This is a genomic window from Photorhabdus akhurstii, assembly GCF_019090985.1.
Classification (GTDB): Bacteria; Pseudomonadota; Gammaproteobacteria; order Enterobacterales; family Enterobacteriaceae; genus Photorhabdus; species Photorhabdus akhurstii.
Map to the genome: position 1 here is coordinate 4,365,312 of NZ_CP020335.1, position 13,463 is coordinate 4,378,774.

The following is a 13,463-nucleotide window of genomic DNA, read 5'->3' on the forward strand; positions in this document are numbered from 1 at the left end:
ATACAATACCTTATATTAAAATAAAAAGATAAGGCTACATCGGAGTGTAGCCTTAAATCCAGAATTAAAAACCAGAGAACTCGTCAAGCAATCATGTCTCTTTTCATTTATAACCTTAAAAAAGCTTATTCGAGTTTACAACCAGTTTATACCCGTCATCTTTCAAGTTGCCTCTTTGTTGGCTGCACTCACTCACCCCGGTCACATAGTTCTCTATGCTCCCGGGGATTCGCTCCCTTGCCGTCGCAATGCATCTTGAAATCTATAAGGTATATAATATATCAAGAACACAATTAATCTGTAAAAACTCTACTTTAAAAACCGAGCTATCTTGTGTTAGTACAATATCATTTGAGCAGTATTCAAATCTCCCGGAACCCTACACACAACTTTCAGATTTTTACTTCCCCCACTATTATTATTACCTTGCGCTTCTCTTGAAGCTAAGTAATTAAAATTATCACCTACACAATATTTAATAACACCATTAATAGCTCTTGCTTCCTGGAATAACCAAATCTTTCCAACATTTTCCCAATACTTTGTCATAACATGGAAATCAAGTGGCTTAATAATTTTAATATCCGTATTAGGACCTATAATTGGAACGCTTGCATATATGCCCCACACTGTCTCCATTGGCATAATCGTATATGTTCTCGTCAGACTGCCTCCAGTCAAATGTACATCATTATCGTTACCTACGAAATTACTAACACTATAAATAGATGAAGTTAATTGTGAATCGATAATCTTTTCTAATTCTGCAATACGCTCTGTTTTTTCTATCATTTCATTCACCTATATTATTAGAAAATTATAAAAAACGTCATAGAATCTTGAATAACATTCATCTTCACATTAAAAATTAAATATAAACCCTGACTTAATTAAATTGATGAACTAATCTCTGAGCACCTCCTTAAGCTTGAAATGGATTGTTGACGTAAAACTTTCCCTTCTATTCTACGAAGGCGTTACTATTTTTATTTATCATGTTACGTTGTTAATTAAATATAGACAAAGTTCTATTCCTTTCCACTAAATTTAAAAATTATTTAATGACATCTTATCCATTTTCACTTTGAAACATTAAAAACCATAAAATCATTTATCCAAAAAAAATAAAATCAGATAATTATTTCTATATTAATGCCAATAAACAATATAAAACAGAATAATATTATGCTCATACTTATTATTATTTCATAATAAAATTAACCATTTTAAAAATCATCACACTCAGATGTATTCGCAATTAATTTTATAATTATTTCAGTATTTACAATGCATTATAGTATTTTGCACATATTTCCCCAACAAGATCCTCGTCAGAGGATTACTTCATTTGACAATCGACAATAAAGCGTGCAGAAATTAGAAATTTTCTTTTTTGAGATTTAAATCACATATAGGTAAACCGATTAGTTCAATCAAGTACCTTAATTTTCTATACGACAAGAAATAAGGTAATAACAACCTATTAAAATGCGTTGATAAGCTTACCTAACATCAACTTATCCAACAAAACAGATACAAAAAATAGATTAAATTTACGACTAAGATATCTGGCTACTCACAGAGAGTAAAATTCTCAGCTTGAAATTAATATCGTCTTCGGATTATACATAATATGTATTGATTACATCAGCGCCCCACCAAACATAACTATCTTGACACAGGATTTTCACCTATCGTTATTTTCTCATTCACAAAGAATTATTTATCAACTTGAACAACTCTCTTCACCAATTATGCTCAATCAAACCTGCATTTAAACCGAATTATTCAGTTAGCAAGTAGTAATAAACTATTCTCCGATAATATCATTCCTTACATAAATAAACCGTTGAAAAATCTCTATCAAAAACAGGAAAAAGCGCTGATATCAAACTCCATTGATCAGCAACAAAATCACAATAAAATAGGAGAAAGTATCTTGAAACTTACTTATTTTGAACTATGTTTATATTAATCTACATTTAATAATGAAATAATATTAACTCAAAAAAGGGTAAAATTAATGAGCGAAAAATTTATCTGGGTCCCTGATGAAGATCAATCATACGGTCATCAACACGGCAGTCAAACTATTACTCCATCAAGCTCTTTCGATAAAAACATTGGTTTCACCTTCAAAATGGACGCTGGAGAAAATACATTAACACTGAATACGGATAACACAAATAGCATTAAAGCACACGATATTCATTGGCCCAGACCATCAATTCCAGTTGAACTTAAAGAGCAATATGAGATAGTACATAAGGCAGAAAATACAGATAAAACTTTAGGAGAAACAATAAATATCTCCTCAGGAAATCTTATAATATCAGGAAGTCAAGAAAAACCTGTTAATTTTCATCTTAATTCTCAAATTACAGATAGATATAGAATAAAATTACAAAATTCAAGTACCCTTGCAATAGCAAAGGCAAACACGGTAAGAATTAGCGGTCCTAAAAATAAAATACTGAAACCAGAAGAATCAGCAGTCGCTATATCAGGGTTAAGTCACCTTACTGTAGAGGCTTCGGTAGAAATACAGCAAGAAAATGAAGTGATAAAAGGTAATATTTCACTAGAATGTGATTTCTCTATCACTGAATCCTCTAAAGCTATGCTTAAAAGCCATCTGGTCAATATATACAATAGCAATATTATCTTACAAGATAATGCACAGATGTTAATAAGCTCTCAAATATTAAACATAAGAACTGATTTAGATGAACAAGGTCAACCTTTATTCTACACAAATTTCACTCTAAAAGCCGGAGCGACTTTATTAAATCTTAACTCTCCAAACGGCACCGATTTTCCATTAGATATTCACAGAGAAGATTACCCTAAAGGTGTATTCAATTTCATGGCCGAAGGAAAAGAGAACACAGGAAAAGTCGTCATTGATGTTGCACCAAAAGATGCTAATGCCTATGGTCTTAACACCATGCTCCGTAAAAATTTCATAGCGATTAATGGAACAGTGGTAGAAACCGGAGACCAAATGAAATATTTTGATTTTAGTTATGGAAAAGATACCCGCAACGATAATCAAGTCGGAACAATAATTATCTCTCTTAGAAACCCTCACCTAAAATTGTCTTAGCAAATAGATTCAAGGCGCAGCATAGAATACAACGCTGTGCCTCCCGGTATTAACAGATCATCCCTACGCCATACACCTATAAGGCTAAAGTGAGTCAAACCCATTAGAAGCCCCTCACACTTACCCATTTTCCCCCTTGCTCCCATTCGGAAACGCTTTCTATACTCCCAATTACCGCCTTTCCCCTTATCCTAAATGGCGAGGTTTTTCGGAGGCTAATTGATGAAGCAGGAAGTCAATCAACGACACCGTGCCTCATCCGACAACTACGGTTGGGATCGGATCTTGACTAACAGCCCCAAAATGATGGCGTTGTGCTGTGATACCGCGAAAATTGCCCGTAGCCACGCCAGAGTATTAATTACTGGTGAAAGCGGTACCGGTAAAGAGCTAATCGCTAAAGCCATTCATTACAATAGTTCGCGAGCTAAAGGGCCATTCATCAAAATTAACTGTGGAGCTTTACCAGAGTCCTTACTCGAAAGTGAGCTGTTCGGCCATGAAAAAGGGGCTTTTACTGGCGCCCAGATACAGCGTCAGGGGCTATTTGAACGTGCTAATCAGGGCACCTTGCTACTTGATGAAGTTGGCGAGATGCCCCTTAATCTACAGGCCAAACTATTGCGCGTTTTGCAAGAAAAAGAATTCGAACGTCTTGGCGGCAGCCAAACCATTAAAACTGATATTCGTTTGATCGCAGCAACCAACCGTGATCTGGCTGTTATGGTGGAACAAGGGGAGTTTCGTCGGGATCTCTTTTACCGCCTTAACGTTATTCATCTTTCTCCTCCTCCGCTCCGGGAACGCCCTGAAGATATTGTTTTGCTGGCCTATCATTTCCTGCAAAAATTCAGCGCAGAAAATAATAAAGAGATCATCGAATTAGATGCCAGTACACTGTCAATTCTGGCTGAATATCACTGGCCCGGTAATGTTCGCGAGCTCTCTAACGCCCTTGAGCGTGCGGTTATCATGAGTACAGGACGGGTTATTTTCCCCGATGACCTGCCAGCACATCTGTTATTCAAACCACCTCCACCGCTAAGTTCAGAGCCTCAACATACACTGGAACACGGCCACAGTCTGAAAGAAAGTATTAAAGCCTATGAACGCAGATTGATTAGCGCGGCTTTAAAAAATAATCAGGGTAATCGGTCGCAAACCGCTCGGACTCTGGGAATTAGTCGCCGGGCGCTGATGTATAAACTTCAAGAATATCGTATTAATCCACTGAATTTAGCGGAATAGATAACCCTACATCAGCAAAACAGAGCACGGATGCAGGGTTGTCTATTCCTGATAAAGAGGAACATACAAAGACCATGTTGTAACTTACACTTCTTTATCTAATATTTTCTAATGCCATTAGTACACGATTGAATATTTCTAGTTAGTTTTGAGCTTTCAATTACCAATATAATGGCAAAAATCATAACTCATTTATTTACCAATAAAGTAAAAAATAATCTCATGAGTGATAATACAAAATTCAATTTCTATACGCTAATAACTGGCAAGACTTTATTATCGGACAATAACTTGCTCATTATGCAAAAAATAGCGAAACAAAACGTGCACACCTGTGCAAAATTTTGCACACCTCATATTTATTATTCGTATAAATCCGCACACACTTTTCTCAACCAGATAAATTAGAATTAATTAAATTTCAGTTAATTATAAAATATTCCCATTTAAATCCCGTCGCTGGCATACCCATTGCTATACTAATACACACCTATACCCATATATCCATATACCCTATATAGGGAATCAATATGAAAAATAAACTTATTAGCACACAACAAGCTATGGAGCATTTTTATGACGGCATGACTATTATGGCTGGCGGTTTTATGGGCGTAGGTACACCCCCTCACTTAATCACCGCATTGCTGAACTCCGGCGTCAAAGATTTGACCATCATTGCTAACGATACCGCCGGGATTGACGTTGGTATCGGCCCCCTTGTGGTTAATAACCGAGTGAAAAAAGTCATTACCTCACATATTGGCACTAACCCGGAAACCGGACGCAAAATGCTTGCTGGAGAAATAGAAGTGGAACTGGTTCCTTTAGGTACGCTGATCGAACGAATTCGCTGCGGCGGAGCCGGTCTGGGCGGATTCCTGACCCCAACCGGGGTAGGTACTGTTGTAGAAGAGGGAAAACAAAAAATCACCGTCAATGGAACAGACTATTTGCTGGAGCTCCCGCTACGCGCTGATCTCGCGTTGATTCAAGCTCATCTTGCTGACTATCACGGTAATCTGACCTACCAGTTAAGCGCCCGAAATTTTAACCCAGTGATCGCTCTGGCAGCGGACATCACGCTTGCTGAACCCGATAGGCTGGTTGAAGTCGGCGAGATTACACCAGACTGCGTGATAACACCTGGCGCATTGATCGACTACATCGTTTATCCAGGGGGAAACTAATAATGAATGCTCAACAAGTTATTGCCCACCGCGCTGCTCTCGAACTACAAGACGGCGACGTTGTTAATCTTGGCATCGGCATTCCCACACAAGTCCCGAACTATCTGCCTGATCACATTCATATTACTCTCCAATCAGAAAACGGCATATTGGGCCTTGGACCGATTACAGAAGTACATCCTAATTTGGTCAACGCGGGCGGAAAACCCTGTGGCATCCTGCCCGGCGCTGCCATATTTGACAGCGCCCTCTCTTTTGCCCTGATCCGCGGTGGTCACGTAGATACCTGCATTCTGGGAGGTCTGCAAGTTGATCAGCACGCCAATCTAGCCAGTTGGATGATACCGGGGAAAATGGTCCTTGGTATGGGAGGAGCAATGGATCTTGTCACCGGCGCACGTAAAGTCATCATTGCCATGAAACATTGTACCAAAGACGGTTCAGCAAAAATCCTCAAGCAGTGTACTTTGCCACTCACTGCCATCAATAAAGTCAGCATGATTGTCACTGAATTAGCTGTCTTCTGCTTTGAACAGGGCCAGTTAATCCTGAAAGAACATGCGCCAAATGTCACATTAGAGGCTCTGCGAGAAAAAACCGAAGCAGAATTTAGTATCGCACATGACCTCAAAATCATGCCTATTCCGGTACAGGAGAAATGAGCATAATTAGCAAAATCATTAGCTGGTTTTATCAGTACTATCCTACCGCCCCACCAATCTAGACAGTTCAGATGTGAGGCAATGGCTGCTGGAATCTGCTAATTATTAGCATTGCTCATATTCCCGCTAACTCATCATCATTATCAATAATCACATCAAGAAATTTGAAGATACTGTAATTAAAACAAATAGCCACTCAAATATTAATAAAATGAAGTAATAACCCTTCAAGAACTGTCTCTTTATTCTAGATAAAGCATAGAGTAATTATAATAAATACTCATTGAATTCTCATAAAATTATATAGTTATTTTTACAAGAAGAATCTTAGTATTCTTATTTAACGAAACAGTTAACATATAACTGTAATCATGCCAGCCTATTTAATATAGGCGTATTCATGCAACCACATAACTTTTATCGTTTTTTGTCAATTGTAGGGCTACAGATAAATCAATTTATTTTTCCATTAATACATCCTACTTAATCTTTAGACTATCTAGCTACAGTGATCATTAGCTATTAAAAAGATGATTTTTATCACACTTTAAGATTTAAAAAATCAAATATAATAATTTTATTTTAGGTGATTCAAATCACACTATCTATTAATTTTGGTTTTAAAGAAGAACAATATATGTAATATATTCCTACTTTTAGGGTTAGTTAACATTATAATTTTTCAAAGAGAATATAAATGGATTACCAAAATATATTTCAATTAACCATGCAAGAAAAACAGGATCTATTTTCAGCATTAAACAAAATTGATTACGATCCTACCGGTGGCGATTTATATATTCATTTAGTTAAATCCGCCATGATGTCTTCTTTACCTGTAAGAATAATATCAGCCCTAAATAAACAAAAAACATCCATAAACCCTAAGCCAATATACCCTATTAGAAAAATTATAAAACATCAATATAAATATTTTAACTGGCGACTACAACGCGTATTTATCTCATCTAACCTTTGGAATCATCGGTATTTAAATCAAATAGAGCATAGAGTTTTCTCTGTCTAAAAGGACCACCAGATGTTAAATGTTTTCTTTTCAATCCTACCTATATTCCTACTAATTACTCTTGGATTCCTATCTAAAATATACATAAAGGACATTTCTATTTTCTGGAATTTTTCAGATAAATTTGTTTACTATCTTTTCTTTCCTTGCTTGTTAATATTAGATATTAGTGAGGCTAATTTCTCTGGTTCCGATAACTTCTATCCAATCGTATCAACCATAAGTTCAACAATAATAATCGCTATTATTATTTTCATCGGTAGATTTTTCTTTAACACTACACCAGATCTATTTACATCTATTTTCCAAGGAGGAGTTAGATATAACTCATATGTTTTTATAGCACTTTCACAATCACTATTCAGCAGTGAGGGAGTTGCATTATCCGGATTCTTTGTGGCCTATATGATAATTATTACCAATATTATGAGCGTACTCGTAATGAATCATTATGGTCACGGAAGTAAGAAAAGTCTCGGTGGCGCTATCCTTGCTTTAGCTAAAAACCCGCTAATCATTGGTGCAATTATTGGAGTATTGCTAAACTACTTTAACATTCATATTACCGGACCAATCAGGCAACTTTTTATTTACTTATCGAACGCAGCTACACCATTAAGCTTAATGTCCGTAGGCGCTGGATTGATCATCAGCATGCATATAAAAAAGATACTTTCTATTTCCTATGCGACTATACTTAAGCTGGTTGTAATGCCACTTATCACCATATTGATAATAAAATATTTAGGTGTATCAGGCGTTCCCGCAAACATTGCTATTCTATATTCCGCAGTGCCTTGTGCTGGTAATGCTTATATATTAGCTAAACAAATGGGTGGTGATCATGAGGCAATGGCATCTATTATTACATGGACAACGTTATTATCCATTATTACTGTAACTTTAATTCTTGGTAATATGAAGTTATAAAAATAGGCATAAAACAGAGCGTCATGGTCATGATATAGAAAACATATTATTCAGAATAAATGTAATATGTTTTCTATTACTAAACAACCATGTCAAACAGTAGATCACTTAATAGAACTCAATCCATTTTTAGCAATCTATTCAATCGTTAAAAATAAAAAAATATACCGTACATCTGACAGAAAAAACAGGAAGAAATATAAGAAGTAATTTCATATATTAAATATAAATAACTTTGATATGTTTCTAGTTACAAAATTTACAGTTATTTATTGCCACCAACCATACAAAAATAATTAACCTCATAAGATATAAGAATATTCCATTATTCCCATTCCTAACTAGACTATGTTCAGCGGGAGTTGACAGGAGTTATTTTCACAATAATTCAATATGTTAATTATAAAATAGTATTATTTAATTTGAGGAAAGTATATGAGTCCCAAGAATGATTTTAAAGCTTTTTCTATTAGTAATAATGCTAACGTAGTAAGCCAAGAAGGGTATGAAGCAAACCCGGCTTTAAAGACTGGATTTCCTCCAGAAAATATCACCACTCATTTGCTCAATAAGGTATTACGTCAATCTTCAGCAATATCCTCTACAATAGCTAATTTTATCGCGACACAATATGGCGATGATGTTCTGGATGATGGGGATATAGTCAAACTCACTACTCAATTAAATAAAGCCTTAGAAAAAAAGATCGCCGCAGAAGTTCCAAGCGCTTCACTAACCCAGAAAGGAATTGTTCAACTCACAGATAAAATAGGCAACAGCAATTCACTTGCAGTCACTCAAAAACTTGTTTCTGATGTAAATGATAATGCTAACAACAGATTAGCAAAAAGCCAAAATGGCGCAGACATTCCTGATAAAAATGCGTTTGTGAAAAATCTCGGCTTAGCAGAAACCGGCAATTTAGCTAAAAATGCGGTACCGAATAGTAGAAAAATTAATGGAAAAGCGTTAACCGGGGATATCAGTCTGAACGCTGGAGATGTGGGGGCATTTAAGCTTGGATTAACAGGAAACAACACTGTTAGTAATCAAGTCCCCTGGAACGCAAACACAGGGTTATATGATTTGCTGAACCCTGGAATAGATTCTTCTCATATCGCTCATTTCAATAATGGCGTTGGAAGCTGTCCAGCTTTTCAATTGAAAGTGCTGTACAAAAACCGGGGAATTGCTTATCGCTCTGCCCGTGATAATCATGGTTTTGAGGAAGATTGGACTGATATTTATACAACAAAAAATAAACCAACGGCAGCGGATGTTGGGGCATTTAAGCTTGGATTAACAGAAAGATACACTGTTAGTAATCAAGTCCCCTGGAACGCAAACACAGGGTTATATGATTTACTGAACCCTGGCATAGATTCTTCGCATATTGCTCATTTCAATAATGGTATTGGAAGCTGCCCTGCTTTTCAGTTAAAAGTGCTGTACAAAAACCGAGGGATTGCTTATCGCTCTTCCCGTGATAATTATGGTTTTGAGGAAGATTGGACTGATATTTATACAACAAAAAATAAACCGACGCCGGCGGATATCGGGGCATATGCAAAATCCGAAGGATCTGAATTTATCCAACCAAAGTATATTAATCCAGCGAATATAAGTGATCTTACAGCATGGATAAAATCATTACCGCAGGGTGGTCATGCATTCAGATTTGCAGAAAATCATGGTGGCATTGGATATCCGTGGTCAGGCGGCTATGTAACAAGAATGCATGATATATGGGCGGGATTTGTCGCGCATTATGACTATGCCGGTATTAGCTTTATCCACGGAAGTGATGGAGGCGGAATTACAAAAGTTAGCCAACTTCGGACAGATAAAAACACACACTTCGACACTAACGGCATTCTCAGAGCATCCAGCCCAGTTGTAGATATTCATCCAGACGGAACTTACGAGTTAACCAACGAAGCTGAGGGAGTGACGGTTAAGCGTGTAGATACAGGGAAATATCGTATCAGCGGTTGCAATGGTTTTGCCAAAGATGGCGCGTGGGGAATTCACGGTGGAACTATCATCCCGGCAGACAGCAACGGGTTAAATCTGATTTGGGTGCGTGAATCGGTAGACACCGCCAGCGGCGATATAACCATCGAATGTTACCATCGTCAAAATAAAGACGCTCCTGAATTTGCTCAAAATAAACGTGTCAAAAGCGTAACTGCAACAGGAGAAGTTGTTTATTACCATGATGCTGAACCATGCGATATTCCAGACGGAAGAGTAATTAATATTCGTGTGCAACTACCTGAAAAACCATAATAATGTAATCAGAGCTACTTAGCTCTCCTGCATTATTACAATTCGTTGAAACACAGAAAATCAGTTAACAAACCTCGTTCAAAATAGCGAGGTTTGTTTTTTTCATCTATAAAACATTCTGATATAGGAAAGATAACCGATTAAATACATTTAATAACAAATGACTTAAATAAATCAATCCAATTTTAATGACTAACGATTATTAACGCAAAGAACTATTATCACTCATTTCCAGATTAGAACCCCCAAGCAAACCAAACACATCTTGATTGAGGTATCGGCCCAAATTCTTTAACACCTCGGCTTAACATGCCAAGATTCGACGCAGTGAAACCTGACAATTGAATATTATTTATTTGCCAAACTGCTTTATTAACACTACCTTCGTTATCGTGTTCACCAACTACAATAACCCTTTCTGGGAACGGAATTGGGAAATTAACATGTCTATCAGGATTATCATGCGTGGTAACATCTGAAATTCCCCATTGAAATATCATCCCAGTATTGCCACATTTCCACCAACCATTTACCGCTTTTAAGGATGTATTTTTATTACCATAACGAGAGTCAGATTCAGATTTATCATAACTTCCCACATCCCCGGCATTCAAATTGATGTCACTCGACAACGCCTTCCCATTCACTTTTCGGGTATTAAGTACTCTACTATTAATATTCTCACGCAACGAATTTATTATCTCCTGGGCAAGCTTTTGCGTTACTGCCAATGAGTCACTATTACCAATTACATCGGTAAGCTGAACAACCCCTTTTTGTGTTAACGAAGCATCTGGTGCTGTTGTAGTGATTTTTTGTTCCAACGCTCTATTTAATTGAGCAGAAAGCTTAGCGATATTACCATCATCTAAAACATTATCGCCAGATTGTGTCGCAATAAAATTAGCAACCACAGATGCTATTGTTGAAGATTGACGTAATACCTTATTTAATAAGTGAGTAGTAATATTCTCAGGTGGAAATCCAGTACTCAAACTCCGGCTTTCTTCATATCCCTCTTGGCTCACTACATTTGCATTATTACTAATAGAAAAAGCTTTAAAATCATTTTTTTGGCTCATATACTCTCCTTAGATTAAATAATGTTATCTTATAATTGATATATTAAATTATTATGTCAATAACTCATTGTAATTCACAATAATCACAGTCTGGCTCAAAAACAATAATAATTACATTTACTACCTCATCATTTATTAATTAGATGATTCATCGTTATTATTTTACAAGTTATAAGTCGTTCAATAAAAGCAAAAAAACTTTATCAATAATCTGATTATTATCAATTTATTACTCGAACGGTTATTACCAAGATTATTATTAAAGAAAATAATTGCTTAAAATATTATGGCTATAAATTACTGGATATAAATAGCATTTCACAATAGTGCTATAGTTTGTTCGCTTGATTGACATCAGAACCGAATTAAATTTCTAAAGATTTAAATAATAAGTCTTGTTTATCAACCAAATATTATGAAATAAAATTCCATTCCATCAAATGGTCGTGTAATATAATTAAAAACAAGAATGTATTTTATAACCAAAAATAAGGTAACTAAAATGACAATATCATTGGAAAATAATATAGATGTACAAGACAATAATATTAAATTACACCTTTTGACTTTAGAAGCGTTAGATATGATTAAAAAGAAAAGTTTTAATCAGTCAGATTCTGTGTCTCCACAAGGTGTTGTATCCAGTGTATTAAGTATTTTATTAAAACTGACGTACAAAAAACTGACAGAACCTAAAGAAGTCGATGTCATTGGGATTATTCAAGATGCATTAATTAAATATACTAGTGAATGGTTAGAAGCAGAGTATCAAGCCGTAAGAAAAGATGCAGAAAGTTTACAAGATGCCATCGCATCTTATCAAAAAAATCCCACAGATGAAGCAAGACAATTAATTGTAGTTCGTAATGAAATCGCGATAGCGGATATGCGTCGTTTGTGTATTCTCAGTATTAATACAGCGAAGAAAAACAGTATTACGCTCTTATCCAGCATTTGTTCCCTTTCCTGTTTATTATATTTCTTTACATTAAGAGATACCTTGGTTAATGGATCGGAATGGGGTTATTCACCTGATGATCTTCAAAAATACAGCAAAGCAATAGCCGAACAAGCAGATATTATGTTTAACGATATCATAGTTGCTGCTATTCATAGATATAACAGTGACGACTTTTACGAGCCGGAATCACAGGCAAAGCGTTCAATGATATATTGGACAAGTGACTATACTAATATTCAATCCCATTTAACTTTTGGCGCACAACGAAAATCTTCACGTGTCTGTTTAAATCCAAGTGACACAGATAATTTATTTATCGACCATAACTATAACAATATTTTTCTCGGTGATGTATTTTTGAATGGCGGTAGGACATCTATTAACAAGGGCTATAATTATCTTTCAGCAGCAGAACCGCAAATGTATGAGCGTGGCCCGACTCAAATTACCTTACAGGTTAAATCGGCAGGACGGTATCGTTTACGCATGTATTATGCTTATATGGCAGATTCATTCAATTTTGATTCGGCAATCCAAATGAAGCTAGAACAGTCAAACAACACTATTTTCGATCAAAATATCAAATTCTTTACCGAAAGAGTTTTAACACCTTATAAATCAGGTTCAAACTACGGGCCGGTTGTATATCGGACAACTGAAGTTGATTTAGAGGCAGGGCCTCTATTGTTAACATTACATGAAGAAGAAGGTAAACGTCTATCTGGTCAAGGGTTAATTCAGCATATTGAATTTTTAGGACTATAATGTTGCATGAGATTGTCACTGAGACCTTGGTGACAGTCTCAACTCAACAACCACCGATTTTAGTCGGTGGTTGTTGAGTTATCCATTCAGACATGACAAGCAATATACTTTTATAGATATTCAGCTTGTGGGAATTAAAAGATTGTGACTTGTTTAAATAGAAACCTTATAAGCCAGAGAGTTTTTTTTGAATTTATTCAAAA

At 35.9% G+C, this 13,463-nt stretch carries 9 protein-coding genes and 1 pseudogene; 8 read left to right on the forward strand and 2 right to left on the reverse strand.

What is annotated here, in order from left to right:
• Positions 1-336 precede the first annotated feature (336 nt).
• Positions 337-792 (reverse strand): hypothetical protein, encoded by a 456-nt coding sequence (locus B0X70_RS18700; RefSeq protein ID WP_036775245.1) that lies wholly within the window; start codon positions 790-792, stop codon positions 337-339.
• A 1,231-nt stretch (positions 793-2,023) separates the two neighbouring features.
• Between B0X70_RS18700 and B0X70_RS18705 the strand changes: the two genes are divergently transcribed.
• From B0X70_RS18705 to B0X70_RS18735, 7 genes and pseudogenes are all read left to right on the forward strand, one after another.
• Complete coding sequence (locus tag B0X70_RS18705; protein WP_217470097.1) at positions 2,024-3,106, forward strand: hypothetical protein; 1,083 nt, start codon at positions 2,024-2,026, stop codon at positions 3,104-3,106.
• A gap of 222 nt (positions 3,107-3,328) precedes the next feature.
• Positions 3,329-4,354: pseudogene (locus B0X70_RS18710) on the forward strand (sigma 54-interacting transcriptional regulator); the annotation flags it as partial.
• A gap of 530 nt (positions 4,355-4,884) precedes the next feature.
• Positions 4,885-5,544, forward strand: a complete 660-nt coding sequence (gene atoD, locus B0X70_RS18715) for an acetate CoA-transferase subunit alpha (protein WP_036808998.1) — start codon at positions 4,885-4,887, stop codon at positions 5,542-5,544.
• Positions 5,545-5,546: 2 nt separating this feature from the next.
• Positions 5,547-6,206 carry a CoA transferase subunit B gene (locus B0X70_RS18720; RefSeq protein ID WP_036808996.1) on the forward strand — a complete coding sequence of 220 codons (660 nt, stop codon included), beginning with the start codon at positions 5,547-5,549 and terminating at the stop codon, positions 6,204-6,206.
• 697 nt (positions 6,207-6,903) lie between these two features.
• On the forward strand, positions 6,904-7,233 hold the full coding sequence (locus B0X70_RS18725; RefSeq protein ID WP_217470098.1) for a hypothetical protein: 330 nt from the start codon (positions 6,904-6,906) through the stop codon (positions 7,231-7,233).
• A gap of 12 nt (positions 7,234-7,245) precedes the next feature.
• On the forward strand, positions 7,246-8,163 hold the full coding sequence (locus B0X70_RS18730; RefSeq protein WP_036808990.1) for an AEC family transporter: 918 nt from the start codon (positions 7,246-7,248) through the stop codon (positions 8,161-8,163).
• A 435-nt stretch (positions 8,164-8,598) separates the two neighbouring features.
• Complete coding sequence (locus B0X70_RS18735) at positions 8,599-10,452, forward strand: phage tail protein (RefSeq protein ID WP_217470100.1); 1,854 nt, start codon at positions 8,599-8,601, stop codon at positions 10,450-10,452.
• A 236-nt stretch (positions 10,453-10,688) separates the two neighbouring features.
• Here B0X70_RS18735 and B0X70_RS18740 read toward each other — a convergent pair whose 3' ends face one another.
• Positions 10,689-11,534: a gp53-like domain-containing protein gene (locus B0X70_RS18740; RefSeq protein WP_217470101.1), complete on the reverse strand. Its 846-nt coding sequence runs from the start codon at positions 11,532-11,534 to the stop codon at positions 10,689-10,691.
• A gap of 502 nt (positions 11,535-12,036) precedes the next feature.
• On the opposite strand from B0X70_RS18740, the gene B0X70_RS18745 reads away from it, so the two are divergent.
• A complete protein-coding gene (locus B0X70_RS18745; protein ID WP_036808984.1) occupies positions 12,037-13,260 on the forward strand; it encodes an insecticidal delta-endotoxin domain-containing protein in 1,224 nt (407 codons plus the stop codon).
• Positions 13,261-13,463 lie beyond the last annotated feature (203 nt).